Consider the following 22,478-nt stretch of genomic DNA (forward strand, 5'->3'; position numbering starts at 1 on the left):
CACTCAACGAGTGCCCAGAACCTCACCGATGTACAACGCAACGGCGGCGACGCTGGCCATGGTGCCCGGATAGTCCATCCGAGTCGGCCCAAGCACACCCATGCCGCCGTAGACGGTGTCCATTGTGCCGTATGTCGTGGTCACCACCGACGTGCCGGCCATCTGTTCGGCCCCGGACACCACTTCGGTCTCGTGGCCGATCCGCACCGTGACCTTGCCGGCGTCCTGGGAGGCGGCCAGCAGCTTGAGCACCACCACCTGTTCTTCCAGGGCCTCCAGCACCGAGCGCAGCGACCCGCCGAAGTCGGCGGTGTTGTGGGTCAGGTTGGCGGTTCCGCCGGTCAGCAGCCGCTCCTCGCGGTGCTCGACGAGGGTTTCCACCAGCACGGTGGCCGCCCGGCCGACCGCGTCGGCCAGCGGCGCCCCGGCCGCATCGGCCAGCTGGCCGGCCAGGTCGGCGACGGCGATCGACGCCGCGGACAGCCGCTTGCCCTCCAGCGCCTTGCCGAGCAGGTCGCGCAGCTGGGTCAGCTGGTGGTCGTCGAGCGGGTTGCCGAGTTCGACGATCCGCTGGTCGACCCGGCCGGAGTCGGTGATGAGCACCAGCAGCAGCCGGGCCGGGGTCAGCGCGACCACCTCCAGGTGCCGGACCGTCGAGGCCGACAGGATCGGGTACTGCACCACCGCGACCTGACGGGTCAGCTGCGCCAGCAGTCGCACCGCTCGGCGCAGCACGTCGTCGAGGTCCACCCCGAAATCCAGGAACTCCAGGATCGCCCGGCGCTCCGGATTCGACATCGGCTTGACCACCTCGAGCCGGTCGACGAACTCGCGATAGCCCTTCTCGGTGGGGATGCGCCCGGAGCTGGTGTGCGGCTGGGTGATGTATCCCTCGGCCTCCAGCACCGCCATGTCGTTGCGGACAGTGGCGCTGGACACCCCGAGGTTGTGCCGGTCGACGAGGGTCTTGGAGCCGATCGGCTCGCGGGTGGAAACGAAGTCGGCGACGATGGCCCGCAGCACCTCGAAACGACGATCGTCGGTACCGCCCACCGGATCCTCCTTCGCTCCCCCGCCGCCCAGTTGACCAGTTTACGGCCGCGGCGGGATCCGGCGACCGACACGGGCTAACCTGAGCGCCATGTCCCAGCACCCCGGCCGCGCGGTCCCGCGATGATCTTCAAGGGTGTGCGGGAAGGCAAACCGTATCCCCCGCACGGCCTCGACCACCGCGACTGGGCCCGGATTCCACCCCGCCAGATTCGGCTGGACGAGTTGGTGACCACCACGACCGTGCTGGCGCTGGACCGGCTGCTGTCGGAGGACTCCACCTTCTACGGCGACCTGTTCCCGCACGCGGTGAAGTGGAAGGGCAACGTCTACCTGGAGGACGGGTTGCACCGCGCGGTGCGGGCGGCGCTGCGAAACCGCACCGTGCTGCACGCCCGGGTGTTCGACATGGATTCCGCCGCGGCACCCGCCGGCCCGCCCGACTCGCCGGCGCTACCCCGGCGCTAGCCCGGGTTCGGGGGCGACGCGCAGCCGCCGCAGCGCCGTCACCGATTTGACGGTGGCCGCCAGCACCGGTGCGCCCATCACCATGCCGAGCAGGCCCGCGAAGGTGCCGCCGATCATGGTGGCCAGCAACACCGCGATGGGGTGCAGCGACAGCGAGGAGCCCAGCGCCCAGGAGTTGACCGCGCTCTGGATGGCGCCGTTGGACAGCAGGAACGTCACCCCGATGATGAGCGCTGCGGGTGGACCGCCGGAACCGAGCGCGATCAGCACCGCGAACGCCCCGGTGATCCACGCCCCGACGAACGGGACATAGGACAGGAAGAAATACAGCACGAAGATCGGCACCGCCAGCGGGACGCGCAGCAGCAGCAACGGGATCATGAAGATCGGGGCGGTGACCAGCGCGGTGATCGCCGTGCCCTTGAAGTAGCCGCGCACCGACTGCCTCGACAGCGCGACCACCTCACCGACCTCGACCGGGTCGAACCCGCCGACCCGCGCCAACCAGGACGGGAAGCGGTCCGCGTCGCGCAGCGTGAAGAACAGGAAGAACAGCGCGAAGAACACGCCGATGACCAGCGACACCGCGCCGTAGAAGGTGCTGGTCACCATCCCGACGGCGCCCTGGCCCAGCTCGGCAAGGTGTTCCTCCAGCCGGGCCCGGGCCTGCTCGAGCCAGTGCGCGTCCAGGTCCAGGCTGCGGATCCAGTCCAGCAGCGCCGACCAGCCGCCGAGCAACTGCCGGTGGATCTCCGGCCACTGCGCGACGAAGCCGGACACCACGATCGCGATGGTGCCGACGGCCACCCCGACCGCGACGGTCAGCGTCGCCGCCACCGCCGCGACGGCGGGCAGGCCCAGCCGCTTGAACGCCGCGGTCAACGGCTCCAGCACGATGGTCGCCAGCACCGCCACCACCAGCGGAACCAGGATGCCGCCGGCGGCGCCGAGCGCCATCGCCAGCACGACGACCAGCCCGACGATCCCCAGCGCCGACCAGCTGAACACTCCCGCCCGGCGCAGCAGCGTGCCGGCCGGTCCGGTAGGTTCGGCGGGCGCGGCCAGGTGGCGGACGGTGTCATCGACGGTCATGGCCACCGATCCTTGCACCCCGAACCGGGATCACCCGCGACGGCACCCCGCGCCCGCTCAGCCGGTCAGCGACTGGCGCAGGCTGAGCGGCCGGATGTCGGTCCAATTCTGTTCGACGTAGGCCAGGCAGTCGGCGCGCGGTGCCGCGCCGAAGGCCACCGTCCAGCCGGCCGGCAGGTCGGCGAACGACGGCCACAGGCTGTGCTGTTCCTCGTCGTTGACCAGCACGTGGAACAGACCGTCCTCGTCATCGAATGGGTTGGTACTCATTGGTTCTCCTTGGTAGCGGATCGGGCCGGGTCAGCTCGGCGCCGAGCACCCGGTCGGACAGCAGACCCAGGCAGCTCAGGTTGGGAAAGCCCGGCCCCTGATTGAGCCCGGACAGGTTGGGCAGGAACAGTTTCGGGCTCAGCTGCCCGACCGACAGGTCGTATCCGATGGATTCCTGCAGGCGCTCGCCGGTCATCGGGCCGCCCAGGCTGAGCTCGATCAGGTCCAGCGCGTCCTGGGTGAACAGCTCGGTGAACCACAGCGTGTCGGCACCCGATCCGTCGATCACCAGGTCGAATCCGTGCACGGTCTCCAACGATTCGCCGGCCCGGTCGCTGTGCAGCGTCAGCCGGATCTGGTCGTCGCGGGCCACCGCGTGGGCCACCCGGCCGCGCAGGTGCCGGATCCGGTCGTCGGCCAGCAGCGCGTCCTGCACCCGGGCGGAGAACACCCCGCGGTCGGTGCGCGCGATGGCGTCCCGACGTTCGGCCAGGGTCAGCCCGGCCCAGTGGGTGGGGTCGGAGAACAGCGTGTTCTCAAAGAATCCCTCGCCCCGGGTGAACAGGGTGACCTGGGGCGCGATCACGGTGATCGTCGAAACCCGGTGTGCGAAAAGCTCGTTGAGGATCGCCGCGGCGGTCTCCCCACCGCCGATCACCGCCACCCGCTCGGCGCCGATCCGCTCGTGGGCGGCCGCCCGGTGCCAGAACTGGGCGATCGAGAGCACCCGCGGATTGCCCGGCAGGATGGACCGCTCGGCCTGGCCCGGGCCGGTCGCCATGATCGCGTCGGCCAGCACGGTGCCCGGGCCGTCCTCGGAGTCGGTGCTCAGCGCCCAGCCGTCGCCGTCGATGCCGATGCCGGTGACCTCGCCGCGCAGCACCCGCATCCCGACCTGGTCGGCGACCCAGCCCAGGTAGCGGGCCCAGGTGCGGTGCGGCGGGGCGGGCCTGCCGCGGTCGATCCAGTCGGCGAACTGGCCGGTGCCGACCAGGTAGGACTGCCAGCTGTAGCGCATCATCTGCTCGTCGAGCTCGGCGTTGCGCCGCGGCACCAGCGCCGAACGGTACGGGAACCCGACGTCCTTTTCCGGGCCGGTGCCGAGCCGGTGGTTGCCGTCGGTCCAGCCGCCGCCGGGCTGCCAGTTGGCGGCCACCGCGCTGCGTTCGACGGTCAGCACCTCCGGCGCCGGCACCCCCATGCCGCGCAGCACGGCGGCCTTGGCCGCCACCGCCACGGCCTTCGGCCCGGCGCCGATGATGGCCAGGGTTGCCGTCATGAGACCACCTCTCCGAGCGCTTCCTGCCACAGCGATTGCAGGACGTCGATGTCACGATCGTCGAAAATATCTGGCAGCCAACGCCATTGGGTTGCCAGCACGGGCGCCTCGGTGCCGGCCGGGTCCAGCATGATCGCGGCGATGACGGTCAGTTCGTGGTACACCGCGAGGTTGCTCTCGGGCAGCAGCGAGGCGCCGTTGAGCAGGCTGCGATCCTGGGTGGCGGCACCGCCGGAGCCGATCTCGGTGCGGCCCAGGTAGTTCAGCATCAGCTGCGGCTCCCGGTATTCACCGAGCCGCCGGCCGGTGTCGGCGCGCAGGTAGCGCAGCAGTCCGAAATCGATGCCATCCCCGGGAATTTCCGGTGGTCCGGTCTGCGGGGACACCCGCAGCGGATGGATGGCGCTGAGCAGCCCGAGAGTCTCCGCGGTGTCGGTCCGGCCGCCGGGGTCGACGACGGCGTCCGCGCGGCCGTGGGTCTCCAGGGCCAGCAGCGGCGTCGGTGTCGGCTCGCCGCGGCGCACCCGCCAGGCCGTCACCATCCGCGCTGCGGCGGCCGCCAGCAGGTCGGGCACCGCCCGCCGGTGCGCCAGCAACCCGGCGGTCAGCTCGGTGCCGCTGATCGACAGCGCGATCCGCAGGTCGGCGGCCCGGTCGTGGTCCGGGCGCAGCCGACGCCGGCCCAGCGCCGGGTCCGGCCCGTCCAGCTGGGCCGCCCAGAACTCGGCGCTGTCCAGGGTGCGGGCACGCTCGTGCAGCAGCGCCGACCAGCGCCGGTAGCCGGTCTGCTCGGGCACCGCGGCGATCGGGTGTCCGCCGGCCAGGGTGTGCCAGTGCGCGTCGAGTTCGCCGATCAGGATCCGCCAGGACGCCGGGTCCAGCGCCAGCACGTGGCCGGTCAGCACCAGCACGCCGGGATCGTCGGGGGCGTGCAGCCAAGCCGCGTGCAGCAGCCGGCCCCGCTCGGGATCCAGCGCCTGCACGGCCGCGTCGGTCTGGGCCAGCACCGCGGTGCGTAGATCCCCGCTGACCAGCGTCTCGGTCAGCGTCGGGCCCGCGGCGTCGGGGACCAGGGTCATCGCGTCGCGGTCGAGCCGGCAGCGCAGCACCTCGTGCCCGTCGACCACGGCGGCGAGCATCGCGGTCAGCCGCGCACCGGTGACCCCGGCCGGCAGCCGGATGGCCTCGGTCTGCGCGAGCCGGCGCGGGTCGCCGTGCCGGTAGAGCCAGTGCAGGCTCGGCAGCACCGGGATCGGGCCGGTCCCGGCCGCGGTGTCGGGCCCGGTGGGCGGCTCGGCCCGGTCGGCCTCGGCGTCGATCGCGGCCGCGAGCTCGCGGATCGAGGAGCACTCCAGCATCAGCCGGGCCCGCAGCGGCACCCCGCGGCGGCGGGCGGCCTGCACCACCGACAGCGCGACGATGCTGTCCAGCCCCAGCGCCAGCAGGTCGGCGGCCACATCGACGGCGCTGACCTCCAGCAGCTCGGCGACCACCCCGGCCAGCACCGTCTCGGTCGGGGTCTCCGGGACCGCGGCGGGCGCGTCGTCGGGGCCGTCGGAGCCCGCCAGCGCCCGGTCGTCGACCTTGCCGTTGCCGGTCAGCGGCAGTTCGTCGAGCACCACGATGCGGTGCGGAATCAGGTAGCGCGGCAGCCGGGCGGTGAGCAGGCCGCGCAGCTCGGCGACCGGCAGTTCGGCGCCGCCGGTGCCCACGTAGCCGATCAGCCGGGGCCCGCTGCGGTAGCTCCGCACCGCCACGTGCGCGGTCCGCACCACCGGATGGGTCAGCAGGGCCGCGGCCACCTCGCCCGGTTCGACGCGGTAGCCGCGAATCTTGACCTGCTCGTCGCGCCGGCCCAGGTAGTGCAGGGTGCCGTCGGCGCAGCGGCGCACCACATCCCCGGTGCGGTACATCCGGGCGCCCGGGTTGGCCGGGTCGGCGACATAGCGGGTGGCGGTCTCGGCGGGCCGGCCCAGGTAGCCGCGGGTCAGCTGCTGACCGGACAGATACAGTTCGCCGGCCGCCCCGTCGGGCACCGGGCGCAGCCAGGAGTCCAGGATCTGCATGCCGGTGCCCGCGGTGGGCCGGCCGATGGTGGGCGCGGGGTGCGCGGCGATGTCGGCGACGACCGCCTCGACGGTGGTTTCGGTGGGCCCGTAGCAGTTGAAGGCCGCCATCCCGGTGCGCCGGCAAACCTCGCCGATCGCCGCCCAGCCGGCCATGCCGACCGCCTCGCCGCCCAGCGCCAGCACCCGCAGCCCGACCTCGTCGAGCAGCCCGACGTTGTGCAGCTGGGCGAACATCGACGGGGTGGTGTCGATCAGGTCGATCCGGTGCCGGTCGATCAGCGCGACGAGCCGCTCCGCGTCGCGCTGCGCGTCGTCGCCGACGATGTGCACGCTGTGCCCGTCGAGCAGGCCGGCCAGCGGCTGCCAGGCCGCGTCGAAGGTGAACGACCAGGCGTGCGCGATCCGCAGCGGCCGGCCGGCCCGCGCCGCGGCCGGGCGCAGCACCCGCTCGGCGTGGTCGCGCGCGTAGCCGAGTACCGCCCGGTGGGTGCCGATGACGCCCTTGGGTTTTCCGGTGGTGCCGGAGGTGAAGACGGCGTAGGCGGCGTGCTCCGGGTGCACCGCGGCAGGCCGGTACTCGGCGGCCGGCCGCGGCGCCGGCCCGTGCTCGTCGATGACCAGCTCGGCGCCGGCCTGCGCCAGGATGTCGGCGACCCGGTCGGCGGGCATCGACGGTTCCAGCGGCACGATCATCGCCCCGGCGGCCAGGATGGCCAGCATGGCGATGACGTAGTCCGGGCCGCGGCTCAGGTTGATCGCCACCGGCGCCTCGGGCGCCGCGCCGCGATCGGCCAGGGTGGCCGCCAGCGCCAGCACCGCGCGGTCCAGCTGCCGGTAGCTCAGCTGCCCGCCGTCATAGCTCAGCGCGGTGGCGTCCGGCTGCGCGGCGGCGACGGCGGCGAACCGCGAGTAGATCCCGCCATCGTTGCCCGGCGCCGCGGCGGGCACCGCGGCGGCGGCCGCCGTCGCGGCGGTCTCGGCCGGGGTCAACGCGCCGATCTCGCGCAGCGGCCGGTCCCAGCCGGCGAGCAGTGCCTCGGCGGTGCCGATGATCCGCTCGCCCAGCTCCCGCGGCTCGACCGGACCCAGTGCGCCGTCGAGGGTTTCCACCAGCACGGTCAGCTCGCCGTCGGTGACGTGCGCGGCGATGGTGACCGGGAAGTGCGACAGGCTCTCCAGGGCGGCCGGCCGGAAGGTGGCGCCGTTGGCGTGGAATTCGGCGCCGGTGCCCAGGGCGCCGGGCGGGAAGTTCTCGTAGACCAGCAGGGTGTCGAAGAGTTCCCCGACGCCGGCCAGTGCGCGCAGCTCGTTGTGCGCCAGGTAGCTGTGGTCGCGCAGGGTGGCGGCGGTGTGCTGCAGTGCCAGGCACTGCTCCCCCGCCGTCCGGGCCGGGTCCAGCCGGATCCGCAGCGGGACAGTGTTGACGAACAGCCCCACCATGGTCTCCACCCCGCCGAGCACGTCGGGGCGCCCGGACACGGTCATCCCGAACACCACGTCGCTGCGGTCGGTGTACACCGAAAGCACGGTGGCCCAGGCGAGTTGGATCACGGTGTTCAGCGTGACCCGGCGGCCGCGGGCCGCCTCGGACAGCGCGGTGGTGGCCGCGGCGTCGAGCCGGATCTCGGCGCGGCCGGGCAGCCCGGGCCGCGGTTCGGTGTCGGTCAGCGCCGGGGTGAGCAGGGTCGGCTCGGTGATGCCGGCCAGGTGCCTGCGCCACAGCGCCCGGCTGGCGTCCTGGTCGCGGGCCGCCAGCCAGCCGATGTAGTCGCGGTAGGGCCGCGGGGCCTGCGGCAACGCCGCCGGGTCGCCGCCGTTGCGGTACAGCGTGATCAGCTCGCCGACGAACAGCGGCAGCGACCAGCCGTCGATGATGATGTGGTGGGCCAGGACCGTCAGCCGCCAGCTCGGGCCCACCTCGATGAGCAGGAACCGGATCGCCGGGCCCTGCGCCAGGTCGAACGGCCGGGCGCGTTCGGCGGCCTCCAGCCGGGCCGCCTCGGCGTCGTCGGCCGCCCGGTGTTGCGTCCACGGGACCTCGACGCCGGCCGGCACCACCGCCACGGTGCGGCTCAGGTCGCCGCGGAAGAAGCTGGCCCGCAGGTTGGGGTGGCGGGCCAGCATTGTCGCCGCGCAGTCCCGCAGCAGCGCGACGTCCAGGTCGCCGGTGACCTCGGCGGCCATCGCGATGACGTACGGGTCGGGCCGGCCGCCGGTCTCCGGGCCGGCCAGGGTGGTCATCGAATACAGCCCGTGCTGCAGCGGGCTGAGCGCGATGACGTCTTCGATGGCCGCGGTCACGGCGTGCCGCCCCAGGACGCGGTGAGCGAGGCCAGCTCGTCCTCGGACAGCCCGGAGGCGGCCATCGGTTCGTGGTGGGTGTCCCCGTCGGGGTCGGCTGCCCCGGGCGCCGCGGCCCGCGCGTCGACGGCGGCGGCCAGCTCAACCAGTACCGGGTGCTCGAAGACCATCCGCGCCGTGAGCGCCAGCCCGGCGTCGCGGGCCCGCGAGGCCAGCTGGACGGCCAGGATGCTGTCCCCGCCGAGGGCGAAGAAGTCGTCGTGGCGTGCGACGCCGGCGACGTCGAGCACCTCGGCGAGCAGGCCGGCCAGCGCCCGCTCGGTGTCGGTGCTCGGCGGTTCGGCCCGCCGGGGTGCAGCCGGTGCGCTCGCCGCCGCGGGGCCGGCGGGGCCGAGGATCTCCAACTGCCCGTCGGCGTCCCAGCGGGCCCGCCATCCGGTGCGGTACAGCCGGGAACCGGGCGCACCGGGGACCGGGTTGGCGACCAGCCGGGCGGCGGTGTCGGCGGGCCGGGGCAGCCGGGCCTGCGCGAACAATGCACCCGCGCAATAGAGTTCGCCGGCCACCCGCACCGGGACCGGGTTGAGCAGTTCGTCCAGGACGTAGCCGCCGCCCGCCCCGGCGCCGAACGTCAGGATCTGTTCGCGTTCGGCGTCGGTCAGCACGTCGATGTCGGACAGCCGGACGGCGGGGTTCGCGGCGAACGCCGCGAGCACCCGGGTCAGCCAGTCGGCAAACCGCGCAATGGTGTCCGGCCGGTACAGCTCGCAGCGGTAGATGGCGTGGCAGCGGTAGCCGTCGTCGCCGGCGAAGAAGCTCAGCTGCAGGTCGGCGTGCGCGGCGTCGAAGTCGGGCTCCAGCGCGGTGAACCTGGTCGGGGCCACCCCGGGCCCCGAGCCGGGATCGATCACCCGGTCCGCCGGCAGCGCGTCGCGCAGGTGCACCACGACACCGAACAGCGGGTTGCGCGACAGTGACCGGACCGGGCTGACCGCGTCGACGACCTGGTCGAACGGCAGGTCCTGATGCTGGTAGGCGTCCAACGCCATTTCCCTGGTGCGGCGCAGGATTTCGCGCACCGTCGGGTTGCCGCTCAGGTCGTTGCGCAGCACCAGGATGTTGATGAAGAAGCCGATCAGCTGGTCCAGTTCGGGGGCGGTGCGCCCGGCGACCGGGCTGCCGATCGGGACGTCGAGGCCGGCGCCGGCCTTGTGCAGCGCCACCGCGACCGCGGCCTGCAGCACCATGAACTCGGTGACACCGAGGTCGGTGGCCAGTGCGGCCAGCCTGGCCCGGACGCCGGCGCCGATGTTGAAGGTGATCGAATCGCCCGCGGTGTCGAGCACCGGTGGTCGCGGGAAGTCCGGGGCGAGCCCGGCCTCCTCCGGCAGATCGGCCAGCTGCGCGATCCAATAGTCGCGCTGCGGGTCCAGCACACCGGCGGCGGCCTCGAACAGCTCGCCCTGCCAGCGGCCGTAGTCGGCGTACTGCACCGGCAGCGGCGCCCAGTTCGGCGCCGCCCCGGCGCAGCGGGCGCGGTAGGCGACCAGCAGGTCGGTGAACAGCACGCCGGCCGACCAGTGGTCACCGGCGATGTGATGCAGGGTCAGGGCCAGCACGTGCTCATCGTCGGCCCGCAGGATCGCCGCCCGCAGCGGCCACTGGTTCTCCAGGTCGAAGACGTGGGCGCGTTCGGCCGCCAGCTGCTCGGCAACCCAGTCCGCGCCGCTGCCGTCGGCGACCCGGACCGCCGCGCCGGCCGCCGGGTGCACGACCTGGTGGGGCACGCCGTCGATCTCCCGGTAGCTGGTGCGCAGGATCTCGTGCCGGTCCACCACGTCCCCGACGGCCCGGCGCAGCGCGTCGAGGTCGACCGGCCCGGTCAGCCGGGCGGCGAACGGGATGTTGTTGAGCGTGGAGGGGCCGTCGACCCGGTAGCTGAACCAGGTCCGCAGCTGCGCCGAGGACAGCGGCATCGGGCCGCCGCGCGGGACCGCGACCAGCGGAGGCCGGGGCGGGCCCGCGGTGCCCGCGGCCAGCGCGTCGATGTGCCCGGCGAGTTCGGCCACCGTGGGGTACTCGAAAACGTCCCGCACCCCGATCTCCACGTCGCAGGACGTGCGCACGCAGGCAACGAGTTTGGTGGCCAGCAGCGAGTGGCCGCCAAGATCGAAGAAGGAGTCGTCGGCGCCGATCCGGTCGCGGCCGAGCAGCTCGCCGAACAGTTCGGCGACCCGGTGTTCGGTGCCGGTTGCCGGATCCCGGTAGGCGGTGGCCGCGGGGATGTGCGGGTCGGGCAGCGCGGCGCGGTCGATCTTGCCGTGCGCGGTGATCGGCACCTGCTCGAGCACCAGGTAGCCGGCGGGCACCATGTACTCCGGCAGCGCGGCGGCCACCCGGGTGCGGATCCGGTCGACCTGCACCGACTCCACCGGCGCTCCGGCGACCGGGGTGAGGTAGCCGACCAGGCTGCGGCCCAGCTGCGGCAGGTCGCGCACCAGCACCACGGCCTGGCCGACGCTGGGGTCCACCGAGATCGCCGCGGCGACGTCGCCGAGTTCGATGCGGAAGCCGCGGATCTTGACCTGCTCGTCGGCGCGGCCGACGAACTCGATGTCGCCGTCGGCGTTGCGCCGGGCCAGGTCACCGGACCGGTACATCCGGGCCCCCGCGACATGCGGGTCGGCGACGAAGCGTTCCGCGGTCAACCCGGGCCTGCGGTGGTAGCCGTGGGCCAGATGTGTTCCGCCGATGTAGATTTCGCCGATCACCCCGACCGGAACCGGTTGCAGCGCGTCGTCGAGCAGGTACATGGCGGTGTTGATCTTCGGCTTGCCGATCGGCACGATCCGGGTGCCCTGTTTGCCCTCGACCCGGTAGCGGCTGGCGTTGACGATGGTTTCGGTGGGGCCGTAGAAGTTGTGCAGCAGCGCGTCGAAGGTGGCGTGGAACTTGTCGGCCACCTCGCCGGGCAGCGGCTCCCCACCGATCGGGACCCGGCGCAGGCTGCGCCACTGGCTGACGCCGGGCAGCGACAGGAACAGCGCGAGCAGTGACGGCACGAAATGCATTGCGGTGACGCCCTCGTCGCGCAGCAGATCGGTCAGGTAGCCGATGTCGTTGAGACCGCCGGGCTTGTGCACGATGATCCGGGCGCCGCAGGCCAGCATGCCGAACACCTCGGCGATGGAGATGTCGAAGCTCGGCGAGGCGACCTGCAGCATCCGGTCGGCGGCGTCGACCTGGTATTCGCCCTTGAACCAGACGAAGTATTCGGCGATCGGCCGGTGCGGTACCGGCACGCCCTTGGGTTGGCCGGTGGTGCCGGAGGTGTAGATCAGGTAGGCGGTGTTCGCCGGGCCCAGCGGGCGGACCCGGTCGGTGTCGGTCGGGTTGTCGGTGCGTTCGCCGTCCAGCTCGCCCAGCGGTTCGGTGATGACGAGTTTGGCGTCGCAGTCGGCCAGGATGAACGACAACCGGTCCGCCGGGTAGCCGGGGTCCACCGGGAGGTAGACCGCACCGGCCTTGACCACCCCGAGCGCGGTGATGATCAGTTCGGGGGATTTGTCCAGCAGCACCGCGACCCGGTCCTCGGCCCCGATGCCGGCGCCGATCAACCGGTGCGCGACCCGGTTGGCGGCCGCGTTGACCTCCCGGTAGCTGTAGCTGCGGCCCTCGTAGACCATCGCCACCGCGTCCGGGGTGCGCTGCACCTGCGCCTCGATCAGCCCGCCGAGGGTCTGCGGCTCGGTCTGGAACGGCTCGCCGAGGGACTGCCGGCGCAGCCACGCCGCGCCGGTCTCGTCGAGCAGCGGCAGCCGGGACAGCGGGGTGTCCGGGGCGGCCAGCGCCCCGTCGACCAGCACCGCGAAGTGCTCGAGCAGCTGTGCGGCCAGCGCGGGTTCGAGCACCTCCAGGAGGTGTTCGGCCTCGACCAGCACGCCGGCGCGGTCGAATTCGATCATCAGGCCCAGCGGCAGCTGGGTGAGGTTCCCGCGCAGTTCGGCGCGCCTGCTGCGCACCCCGGGCGGGCAGAATCCGCCGTCGTCGAGCTCGCGGAACCCGAAGCTGAGCCGGGTCAGCCGTTCGGCGCCGTGCCTGCGGTCGGGGTTGAGCTCGCGTACCACCCGGTCGAGGTTGATCCGCTGGTGGGCGAAGGCCCCCGCCGCGGTGTCGCGGGTCTGCGTGAGCAGGTCGCGGAAGGTCATCGTGGCGGTGGGCCGCAGCCGCATCGCGACGGTGTTGCCGTGATAGCCGATGGCGTCGTCGGCGTCGGCGCCGCGGTTGAGCACCGGCGCGACGATCAGGAAGTCCTCGGCGTGGCTGACCCGGTGGATCAGCGCGCCGAACATGGCCAGCAGCACCATGTACGGGGTGGCGCCGGTCTCCCGGGCCAGCGCGGCGACCCGCTGCGCGGTGGCCGGTGCCAGCCGGGTCGCGGTGCGGGCGCAGCGCCAGCCGGTCGGGACGGCCGAGCCGTTGGCGCCCGGCAGTTCCAGCGGTTCGGGCGGGTCGGCCAGCACCGATCGCCAATAGGCCAGGTCCGCCGCGGTGGTGTCGGGGTCGGCGGGGGCGGCCGCCCGGTGCGGGGCGGGGGTCAGTTCCTCGCCGCAGTAGGCCCGGGTGAGGTCGGCGAAGAACACCCGCCAGCTGCCGTCGTCCCAGGCGATGTGGTGCGCGACGAGCAGCAGCAGGTGGTCGGCCGGGCCGGTGCGGACCAGGGTCAGCCGCAGCGGGGCGTCGGCGGCCAGATCGAAGGGGGTGGCGAATTCGCGTTGGGCCAGCACCTCCAGCCGGAGTTGCCGGGCCTGCTCGGAGAGTTCGGTGAGGTCGTGGACCGCCCAGCCGGGGCGCAGGTCCGCCTCGATCCGCGGGCGCGGTTCACCGCCGGGGTCCGGGTGGTAGGTGGTGCGCAGCACCGGGTGGCGGTGGGCGACGGCGTCGACGGCCTGGTGCAGCCGGGCCGGGTCGAGGGTGCCGGTCAGCCGGTAGGAGACGCAGATGTTCAGCAGGGCGCCGCTGGGGTCGGCGGCCTGGGTGAACCACATCCGCAGTGCGCCGTCGCTGAGCCGGTCCGGCGGCGCGGTCGCCGGGGCGGCGGCCGGCGCGGTGAGCCCGCGTTCGCCGAGCCGGCGGCGCAGCAGGGCGAGCCGGTCGTGGTCCAGGGAGGTTTCAGTCACGCGGTGTGTCGCTTTCTGTGCCGTTGGCGCCGCGGCTCGCCGCGGCGCGTAGATCGCCGACCAGGTCGGCGCCGGTGATGCCGCCCAGCAGGCGGGCCAGCGGGACGGTGTGGCCGCAGCCCCGGGTGAGGCGCTTGCGCAGTTCCAGGGCCAGCAGCGAGTCCACCCCGAGGTCGAACAGCGCCGCGCCCAGGTCCACCGCGCCGGGGCCCGGCAGGCTGCAGACCGCCGCCAGCTCGGCGCGTACCAGCGCGGCGGGGTCGGTGCCCGCGGCCGGGCCGGGGGTCGGTGCCGCGGCCGGTTCGGGGGCCGGCGCGGGGGCCGGCTCGGGGGCGCAGCCGAGGAAGATCCGCAGCCGGTCGGGGTCGGCGACCAGGATCAGCGGGTCGACCCGGTAGTCGCACAGCCCGGCGTCGACGGCGGCCGCGGGGGCCATCGGCCGCAGCCCGGAGCGCTGGATTCGGGCGGTCTCGGCGGCGTCGACGATGCCGCCGGCCGGGGTCTGCCACAGCCCCCAGCGCACCGAGACGCAGCCGATGCCCGCGGCGCGCAGCCGGGCGGCGGCCACGTCGAGCAGCCGGTTGGCCGCCGCGTAGGCGGCGTGGCCGTGGCCGCCGCACACCGCCGACATCGACGAGCACAGCAGCACCCGGGCGTCGCGGGCCAGCGGCCAGCATCGGGTCAGCTCGGCCAGCCCGGTGGTCTTGGCGGCCAGGGTGTGGGCGAAGGCGGTGTCGTCGAGGTCGGCCGCCGGGCCGAAGGTCGCGGCGCCGGCGGCGTGTACCACCAGGGTGGCGCCCGTGCCGGCGTGCGCGGCGGCGGCCGCGCGCAGCGCGTCGGGGTCGGTGAGGTCAGCGGACACCGGGCGGATGTCGGTGCCGTAGCGGGCGGTCAGCGCGGCGCACCAGTCCGGGTCGGCGGGGCGCCGGCTCAGCAGCACGATCCGGCGGGCGCCGCGCTCGGCGAGCTGCTCGGTGAAGCCGCGGGCGACGGCGCCCGAGCCGCCGGTGATCACCACCTCGTCCAGCAGGCCGGTGTCGGTCGGCAGCGCCGGCGCGTGCAGCGCGGGGCCGTCGAATGCCCCGAGTTCGCGCCGATAGCAACGGGTTTGGCCGGCGCCGTCGACCCGCAGCGCGACCTCGCCGGGGGCCCCGAGCAGCGCACCCAGCACCGCGGCCGGCGCCGGGGGCTGCTCCGGCAGGTCGAGGTGGGCGAAGTTCAGCTCGGGGTGTTCCAGGCCGAGGCTGCGGTGGATGGCGGCCAGCGCGGCGGGCAGCGGCAGCAGCGGGTCGGCGCCGGTGACCTGTTCGGCTCCGGCGGTGACCAGCCAGATGTTGCGGCAGGCCGGCCCGATCGCCGCCGGGTAGTCCAGCAGTCCGCCCGCCACCAGGTGCTCCAGCACACCGACGGCGTGCTCGGGATCGGGCTCGGGGTGCCGGGGCGCCAGCAGCACGAGCGTGTCGGCGTCGGTGGGTTCGGCGGCGACGGCGCCCGGGTGGCTGCCCAGCGCCGCAGCGAGCCGCTCGGCGAGGGCGGGTTGGGCGGCGGCTGGCTGGGCGTCGGCCTGTTGGGCGACGGCAGCGCCCACGCCGAGCTCGAGCACCGCGATCCGCCGCGGGCCCTGCGCCGGCGCCGGCTCGGCGGGGGCCGGCAGCCAGCGTTCGGCGGTGATGGTCAGTGCCGGGACCGGCGGCAGCGGCCGGCGCTGCGCCCACAGCCGGTCGGCGCGCATCGGGGCGTTGGGCAGGCCGGGCAGCCGGCGCGGACCGGGCGCCGGGTACCAGCGGTGGCCCGGGTCGGCGACCGCCACCCGGGCGAGGTTCGCCGAGAACTCATCGGCCGGCTCGGTGTCGCGGCGACCGGTGCCGACCAGCAGCGCGCCGTCACCGGCCTGCGCGGCGACCGCGTGCAGCAGCGCCGGGTGGCTGGAGATCTCCACGAAAACCTCGGCGCCGCGGCGGATCGCGGTGGCCACCGCCCGGTCGAAGCGAACCGTGTTGCGCAGGTTGGCATACCAGTAGTCGCCGAACGCGGTGCCCGCGGCGACGACATCGCCGGTGCTGGCGCCGATCACCTCGACGGCGGCCTCGGCGAACTCGCCGGCGGGCAGGTTGGCCCGGACCCAGTCGCCCAGCGGTTCCAGCACGCTGGTGTGCACCGGGAAGTTGACGGTGATCTCCCGGCCCAGCCTGCCGCGCCCGCGCGCGGTCGCCACCGCGGCGGTGACCGCCGCCCGGTCACCGGAGACCGCCACCGCGCCGTCGGCGTTGATCACCGAGAGTTCCAGCCAGCCGGGTGTTTCGGCGATCAGCGCCATCGCCTCGGCGGCGGTCATGCCGAGCGCGGCGACCGCGTACCGCCCGGGCAGCCGGTCCACCACGCCGGCCCGCGCGGCGACGACTCCGACCGCGTCGGCCAGCGTGAGCGCGCCCGCGACGTGCGCGGCGGCGATCTCGCCCAGGCTGTGGCCGACGACCAGGTCGGCGCGCACTCCCCCGGCGCGCCAGGCCTCGGCCAGCGCGACGGCGTGGCTGAACTGGGCGCCCTGCACCTCGATCTCGGTGTAATGCTGCGGATCGGTGCCCATCAGGTAGCGGCGCGGCGTCGGGTGCCCGGCGGCGGCGAACGCCTCGCAGCAGCGGTCCACCGCCGCCCGGTAGCCCGGCAGCGCGTCGGAGGCGGCGCCCATGCCGGGATGCTGGCCGCCCTGGCCGGGGAAGACGAACGCGACCCGCGGTGCGGCCGTGCGGGCCGAGCGCGCCACCCGGGGATGCTCGGTGCCCGCGGCGGCCGCGGCCAGCGCCTCGCGCAGTTCACGGTGGTCGCGGGCCCGGATGACCGCGCGGTGCCGGCGGATCCGCCGGGTGCCCAGCAGCGCGGCGGCGACCTCGGCGACCGTTGCCGCGCCGCGGTGCGCGCCGAGGTAGCCGGCGATGGCGGCGGCGTCGGCGGCCAGCAGGTCCTCGGCGTGCGCGCTGAGCAGCACCGGGATCCGGCCGTCGGGCAGGGTGGGGATGCTCACCAGCCGCCCCGCTCCGGCATGGCGACGATCAGGTGGGTGTTGGTGCCGCTCATCCCGAACGCCGACACCCCGGCGATCCGCCTGCCGTCCCGGGCCGGCCAGTCGGTCAGTTTCTCCGCCAGCCGGATACCCTGTGCGTCCCAGTCGATTTCGCTGCTGCGCTGATCGACGTGCAGGGTCGGCGGGATGGCGCGGTGCTGGGCGGCCACCAGGACCTTGGCCAGGCCCAGCGCCCCGGCGGCGGCCTGGGTGTGGCCGATGTTGGACTTGACCGAGCCGAGCCGCGGCCCGGTTCCCGGTGCGGTGGCCCCGTAACTGGCGGCCAGCGATCGCAGTTCGGTGCGGTCCCCCAGCCGGGTGCCGGTGCCGTGGCCCTCGACCAGATCGACGTCGGCGGGACCGATTCCGGCGCGCTGCAGGGCCCGCTGCACCAGCCGGCGCTGCGCGGTCTCATCGGGTGCGGTCAGCCCCGGGGTGCGGCCGTCGGAGTTCAGCGTGCTGGCCAGCACCTCGGCCAGCACCGGCAGGCCGTCGCGTTCGGCGTCCGAGCGCCGGGTGATCAGGAACATCGCGGCGCCCTCGGCCCACACGGTGCCGGCGGCGTGCGCGCTGTAGGGCCGGCAGTGACCGTCTTCGGCCAGCGCGTGTTGCTTGGCGAATTCAACGAAGTAGCCCGGTGATCCGAGGACGGCGACCCCACCGGTCAGTGCCAGGTCGCAGTCCCCGGCCCGCACCGCGGCCACCGCGGTGTGCAGGGCCGCCAGCGCCGAGGAGCAGGAGGTGTCGATGGTCAGCGCGGGTCCGGCCAGGTCGAGCAGGTAGGCGATCCGGCCGGAGATCACCCCGAGCGAGGTTCCGGTGATCAGATGCCCGCTGTGCTCGGAGTATTCGGCCAGCGGTGGCCCGTATTCCAGGGCGGAGGCGCCGATGTAGCAGCCGACCTGCCGGCCGGCCAGGTCGTCGGGGTTGATCCCGGCGTTCTCCACCGCCCGCCAGGCCAGCCGCAGCGCGACCCGCTGCTGCGGGTCCATCGCACTGGCTTCGCGCGGCGAGATGCCGAAGAACTCGGCGTCGAATTCGGCTGCGCTGGAAAGGAATCCGCCGAGGTTGGGAATCGGGGTGAAGCCGTCTCGACGGGAACCGGCGAACAGCCCGGCCAGGTCCCAGCCGCGGTCGGTGGGGAATGCGCACAGCGCCTCGCGCTGCTCGGCCAGCAGCGTCCAGTACTGCTCGGGGGTCTGCACGCCGCCGGGTGCTTCCAGCGCCATGCCCACGATGACCACCGGGTCGCCGGCGTGGTCGGCGCCCGGGGTCAGGCTAGCGGGCATCGGCGCCGACCATTCGGGTCACCGCGCCGAGGTGGTCGTTGAGGTAGAAGTGCCCGCCGGGTAAGTGCGAGAGGGTGAACGCCCCGGTGGTGTGCTCGGCCCAGCCGGTCAGCCAGTGCGGCCGGATCCGGTGGTCGTCGGTGCCGCCGACGGCGTGGATGTCGGCGCCGATCCGGGCGCCGGGGGTCGGGCGGTAGCCGGCCAGTGCGCGGTAGTCGGCCTTGACCGCCGCGATCAGCAGTTCGGCGAAGTCCTCGTCGGCCAGCAGCCGGGGGTCGGTGCCGCCCAGGTCGGCGAGGTCGGCGAGCACCTCGGCGTCGGCGCTCGGCAGCGGCAGCGTTTCGGGCACGGTGGCCGGCGCCTGGCCGGCCGAGGCCCACAGGCCCCGCACGTCCAGGCCGTCGCGCTCGGCCAGCCGGGCGAACTCGAAGGCCACCACCGCGCCCATGCAGTGCCCGAACAGCCGCAGCGGCCCGACCGCCGACCAGTCCCCGGCGGCATACATCTGCGCGGCCAGTTCCTCGACGCTGCCGGGCGCCGGGTCCGCGAGCCGCTCGGCGCGCTGTGGGTACTGCACGATGAATGCCCCGGTGCCGTTGTCGGACAACGCTTTTGCCAGCGGCCGGTAGGCCGCCGCGGCCCCGCCGGCGTGCGGGAAGATCACCACGGCGCCGGTGCCGGGGAACTGTTTGACCCAGGGCTTCATGACCGGTCCGCTCCGTCCAGCGCGGCGGCGACCTCGTGCTGCGCCATCGCGGCGACCTCCAGGTACACCTCGGCGACCTGGCTGAGCCGGTCGCCGTCGGGGTCGCGGTCGGTGAGCAGGGCGGCCAGCGCGGCGACGGTGCGGGCGGCGAACACGTCGGCGACCAGCGCGGTCGGGGTGTCCAGCCAGGTCCGGATCCGGGCGATCAGCGCGGTGGCCAGCACCGAGTCGCCGCCGAGGGCGAAGAAGTCGTCGTCGGCGCCGATATTCACGGCGCCGATATTCGCGCCGAGCAGCCCGGTGACGATGTCGGCCAGCGCGCGTTCCACCGGGGTGCCCGGGGCCCGCCGGTCGGCGGCCGGCTCGGCGGCCCGGCGGCGCAGTTCGGCGGTCAGCGCGGCCTCGGCGGCGGTGCGGTCGGTCTTGCCGCCGACGGTGTAGGGCAGCGCGTCGACGGTGACGATCACGTCCGGGACCATGTGCGGCGGCACGAATCCGGTCACCGCGCGGATCAGCCGCGCCGGGCTCAGGTCGGGGTCGGTCACCCGGACCAGCGCGCTCAGTTGTCCGCCTGGGCGGCCGTCGGCGCCCGGCAGCACCGCGGCCACCGCGCCGTCGACGCCCCGGATGCGCTGCAGCGCGCCTTCCACCTCGCCCAGTTCCACCCGGTAACCGCTGATCTTGACCCGGTGGTCGGCGCGGCCGAGAAACTCCAGCGAGCCGTTGGGCAGGTAGCGGGCCAGGTCGCCGGTGCGGTACCAGGTGCCGCCGTCGTGCTCGACGAACCGCTGCGCGGTCAGGTCGGGCCGGCCGCGGTAGCCGGTGGCCAGCCCGCGCCCGCCCACCCAGAGTTCGCCGGGCACCCAGTCCGGGCAATCGCTGCCGTCGGCGGCCACCACCCGGCAGGCGTTGTTCGGCAGCGGCCGGCCGAACGGCACCGCCGACCACTGCAGCGGCAGCTCGCCCGGTTCGCAGACGGTGTTGTGGATGGCGGTCTCGGTGGCACCGCCCAGGCCGGCGACCCGCACGCCGGGGGCTTGGCGGCGCAGTTCGCGGACCAGTTCCGGGCGTACCCAGTCGCCGCCGGTGGGGACCACCCGCAGGGTGGACAGCCGGCCGGAGTCGATCGCGACGAGCATCTCCAGCCAGCCGGTCAGCCAGTGCAAAACGGTAACACCGTGCTGCTCGATCGCCGCCGCCCAGGCGTCCGGGTCGCGGCGCTGCGCCTCGTCGACGACGACGATCGAGCCGCCGGCGCGCAGCATGCCGAAGACGTCGAGCACGGAGATGTCGCCCTCCAGGGTGGACAGCGCCAGGGCGCGGTCGGCGGGACCGATCTGGAAGTACCGGTTGATGAACTCGACGGTGTTCATCGCCGCGTGGTGGCTGACCTCCACCCCCTTGGGTTCGCCGGTGGAGCCGGAGGTGAACAGCAGGTAGGCCACCGCGGCGGGGTCGACGGGTGCCGGGGTGGTCGCGGCCGCGCGCGGCAACCCGGCGGCGATGGCCTGCCCGACGGTCATCACCGGGACGGCGCCGGCCGGCACTGCCATGGCCGGCACTGCGCTCGGGTCTGCGGGCGCGGTGCCGCAGCTCAGCACCGCCGCCACGGCGCCGGTCGCCAGGATCCGGGCGGCCCGCTCGGCGGGCTGATCGGCGCCGATCGGCAGATACGCGGCGCCGGCGGCGTGGATGCCGAGCAGCGCCGGGATCTGGTCGGCGGTCTTGGGACCCAGCACCGCGACGGTGTCGCCGGGCCGAACACCGGCCTCGCGCAGCGTCGCGCAGACGGCCAGGGCCTGCTCGCGCAGCTGGGCGTAGCTGAGGTTGCCGCTTTTGCTCAGCACCGCCGGGGCGTCCGGGAGGGCCGCGGCCGCCCGGAAGAACCCGTCGTGCAGGGCATCGCCGCTGGGGGCCACCCGCACCGAGTTGAGCGCGTCGCGGATCGCCCACTGCCCGCCCGGCACCGCGGTCGGGTCCGGGGCGTCCCAGGCCGCGTCGTCCTCGGCGAGTCGGGTCAGCTCGGCGCTGTGGTGGGCGAACATCGCGTCGATCACGCCGGAGCGGAACGCCTCCTCGCGGACGTCCCAATTCAGCAGCAGCCCGCCGTCGAACTCGGTGGCCTGGGCGTCCAGCAGGACCTGCGGGCCCTGGGAGATGTGCCAGACGCAGGGTCCGAAGGCCGCGGTGACCGGCTCGGCGAACAAGTCGCCGAGGCCAAGTGCGCTGGTGAACACGAACGGCGCCAAGGTCGGTACGCCGCGGTGCCGGGTCAGATCGCGCAGCACCGACAGCCCGGAGTAGCCGGCGTGCGCGACGGCGGTGTGCAGGGCCTGCTGCACCACCCGGGCGCGGTCGGCGGGGGTGCGCGCGCCGGTCAGGTCGATGTCGAGCATCAGCGAGGAGGTGAAGTCGCCGACCAGCCGGTCGACGTCGGGATGCAGCGGCTCGCGGCCGAAGGTCGGCAGGTTGAGCAGGAACCGGGGGCTCTTCGACCAGCGGGCCAGGGTGCCGGCGTAGGAGGCGGCGATCGCCATCGCCGGGGTGATGCCGCGGCGCTGGGCGGCCGCGAACAGCCGCTGCCGGGTCGGCGGGTCGATCAGCCGCCAGCGCCGGGTGGTGCGGCGCGGATCGGTCTGCTCCGACGGCGGGACCAGCGGCGGCGACGGCGGCTCGGGCAGCTCGGCGATGCGCTCGGCCCACCAGCGCCGGTCCGCCTCGGTGTCGGTGGCCGCGGCGGTCAGTTCGTCGCGGTAGCGGCGATAGCTGTAGCCGAGTTCGGGCAGCGTCTCGCCGCGGTAGTACCGGGCCAGATCGGCCATGAAGGTGCGGTAGCTGACCGCGTCGGCGGCGGACATGTCCAGGTCGACGTGCAGCCGGGTGCGGCCCTGCGGCAGCAGGGTGAGGGTGAGTTCGAGCACCTCGCCGCGCAGGATCTGGTGCGACTTGCGGTCGCGGAGTTCGGCCAGCCGCTCGTCGGCGGCGCCGGCATCGAGGTTGCGCAGGTCGTTGACGGTGACCGGCAGCGGGCGATCGCCGATCCGCTGGGTGCCGTCGGCGAGGATCTCGACCCGCAGCATCGGGTGCCGGGCGGCCAGCGCGGTGGCGGCGGCCCGCAGCCGCTCGGGGTCGACGCCGTGGCCGTCGAATTCGACGTAGAGGTGCGGTGCGACCCCGCCGAGGCTGTGCTCCTCGTTGCGGCCCAGCCACAGCGCGTGCTGGATCGGTGCCAGCGGGAACGGGGAATCGTCCTCGGCCGGGCCGGGTTCCGGCGGCCGGGGGGCATCGGGAGTGCCGGCCCGCTCCGTGCCGGCCCGCTCGGTGCCGGCCCGCTCGGTGCCGGCGCGCTCGGTGCCGGCCCGTTCGGTGACCAGCCGACTCCAGGCGGTCACGGTGGGGTTTTCGGCCAGCGCGGCGAAGTCGACATCGATGCCGTCGCGGCGCCAGCGCCCGGACAGCGACATCATCCGGATCGAATCGAGGCCGGCGGCGATCAGGTCGGCGTCGGGGTCCAGGGTGGCCGGGTCGACACCGAGAATCTCGGCGACCCGGGCAGCCACGTCGGCCGAGTTCGTCGCACCGCGACCCACGATTCTGCCCTCCAAATAATAATCCGAGGCTACCCTAACTTCGCTGAGGCTACCCTAGGCTGCCGCGCCGGCGGAGGCCCACCCGGCCCGAACCTCGACAGGCCGGTACCGCGGCCCGCTCCG

General features: G+C 74.2%; 11 protein-coding genes. 1 reads left to right on the top strand and 10 read right to left on the bottom strand.

Going from position 1 to position 22,478, the window contains the following annotated elements:
• Positions 1 to 3: 3 nt before the first annotated feature.
• The gene (gene hrcA / locus G6N10_RS07140; protein WP_163742310.1) at positions 4 to 1,053 is read right to left on the bottom strand and encodes a heat-inducible transcriptional repressor HrcA; all 1,050 of its coding nucleotides are present in this window, start codon (positions 1,051 to 1,053) and stop codon (positions 4 to 6) included.
• A 120-nt stretch (positions 1,054 to 1,173) separates the two neighbouring features.
• Between hrcA and G6N10_RS07145 the strand changes: the two genes are divergently transcribed.
• Positions 1,174 to 1,518, top strand: coding sequence for a type II toxin-antitoxin system VapB family antitoxin (locus tag G6N10_RS07145; protein ID WP_085100493.1), 345 nt, complete (start codon positions 1,174 to 1,176; stop codon positions 1,516 to 1,518).
• Here the strand turns inward: G6N10_RS07145 and G6N10_RS07150 are convergent.
• Genes G6N10_RS07150 through G6N10_RS07190 form a run of 9 tightly spaced genes read right to left on the bottom strand, consistent with a single transcriptional unit; the run spans position 1,504 to position 22,355 of the window.
• Positions 1,504 to 2,610, bottom strand: a complete 1,107-nt coding sequence (locus tag G6N10_RS07150; protein WP_085100490.1) for an AI-2E family transporter — start codon at positions 2,608 to 2,610, stop codon at positions 1,504 to 1,506. The genes G6N10_RS07145 and G6N10_RS07150 overlap by 15 nt on opposite strands.
• A 57-nt stretch (positions 2,611 to 2,667) precedes the next feature.
• Positions 2,668 to 2,880, bottom strand: coding sequence for an MbtH family protein (locus G6N10_RS07155; protein WP_085100488.1), 213 nt, complete (start codon positions 2,878 to 2,880; stop codon positions 2,668 to 2,670).
• On the bottom strand, positions 2,858 to 4,159 hold the full coding sequence (mbtG, locus tag G6N10_RS07160) for an NADPH-dependent L-lysine N(6)-monooxygenase MbtG (RefSeq protein WP_085100485.1): 1,302 nt from the start codon (positions 4,157 to 4,159) through the stop codon (positions 2,858 to 2,860). The genes G6N10_RS07155 and mbtG overlap by 23 nt, the downstream gene beginning before the upstream one ends.
• A complete protein-coding gene (locus tag G6N10_RS07165; RefSeq protein WP_234810688.1) occupies positions 4,156 to 8,529 on the bottom strand; it encodes a non-ribosomal peptide synthetase in 4,374 nt (1,457 codons plus the stop codon). Before G6N10_RS07165 ends, mbtG begins: the two co-directional genes overlap by 4 nt.
• Positions 8,526 to 13,709 (bottom strand): non-ribosomal peptide synthetase, encoded by a 5,184-nt coding sequence (locus G6N10_RS07170; RefSeq protein ID WP_085100482.1) that lies wholly within the window; start codon positions 13,707 to 13,709, stop codon positions 8,526 to 8,528. The genes G6N10_RS07165 and G6N10_RS07170 overlap by 4 nt, the downstream gene beginning before the upstream one ends.
• Complete coding sequence (gene mbtD / locus G6N10_RS07175) at positions 13,702 to 16,731, bottom strand: mycobactin polyketide synthase MbtD (protein ID WP_085100479.1); 3,030 nt, start codon at positions 16,729 to 16,731, stop codon at positions 13,702 to 13,704. Before mbtD ends, G6N10_RS07170 begins: the two co-directional genes overlap by 8 nt.
• On the bottom strand, positions 16,728 to 18,059 hold the full coding sequence (locus tag G6N10_RS07180) for a beta-ketoacyl [acyl carrier protein] synthase domain-containing protein (RefSeq protein WP_085100476.1): 1,332 nt from the start codon (positions 18,057 to 18,059) through the stop codon (positions 16,728 to 16,730). The genes mbtD and G6N10_RS07180 overlap by 4 nt, the downstream gene beginning before the upstream one ends.
• Positions 18,049 to 18,765 carry a thioesterase II family protein gene (locus tag G6N10_RS07185; protein ID WP_085100473.1) on the bottom strand — a complete coding sequence of 239 codons (717 nt, stop codon included), beginning with the start codon at positions 18,763 to 18,765 and terminating at the stop codon, positions 18,049 to 18,051. The genes G6N10_RS07180 and G6N10_RS07185 overlap by 11 nt, the downstream gene beginning before the upstream one ends.
• Positions 18,762 to 22,355 (bottom strand): non-ribosomal peptide synthetase, encoded by a 3,594-nt coding sequence (locus tag G6N10_RS07190; RefSeq protein ID WP_085100470.1) that lies wholly within the window; start codon positions 22,353 to 22,355, stop codon positions 18,762 to 18,764. The genes G6N10_RS07185 and G6N10_RS07190 overlap by 4 nt, the downstream gene beginning before the upstream one ends.
• Between the last annotated feature and the right edge of the window lie 123 nt (positions 22,356 to 22,478).

The organism is Mycolicibacterium fallax, from assembly GCF_010726955.1.
Classification (GTDB): Bacteria; Actinomycetota; Actinomycetes; order Mycobacteriales; family Mycobacteriaceae; genus Mycobacterium; species Mycobacterium fallax.

Excerpts from the sequence above, each read along its gene's own strand:
- G6N10_RS07145 (WP_085100493.1), top strand. The coding sequence starts at position 1,174 with ATGATCTTCAAGGGTGTGCGGGAAGGCAAACCGTATCCCCCGCACGGC.
- G6N10_RS07150 (WP_085100490.1), bottom strand. The coding sequence starts at position 2,610 with ATGACCGTCGATGACACCGTCCGCCACCTGGCCGCGCCCGCCGAACCT.
- G6N10_RS07155 (WP_085100488.1), bottom strand. The coding sequence starts at position 2,880 with ATGAGTACCAACCCATTCGATGACGAGGACGGTCTGTTCCACGTGCTG.
- mbtG (WP_085100485.1), bottom strand. The coding sequence starts at position 4,159 with ATGACGGCAACCCTGGCCATCATCGGCGCCGGGCCGAAGGCCGTGGCG.
- G6N10_RS07180 (WP_085100476.1), bottom strand. The coding sequence starts at position 18,059 with ATGCCCGCTAGCCTGACCCCGGGCGCCGACCACGCCGGCGACCCGGTG.
- G6N10_RS07185 (WP_085100473.1), bottom strand. The coding sequence starts at position 18,765 with ATGAAGCCCTGGGTCAAACAGTTCCCCGGCACCGGCGCCGTGGTGATC.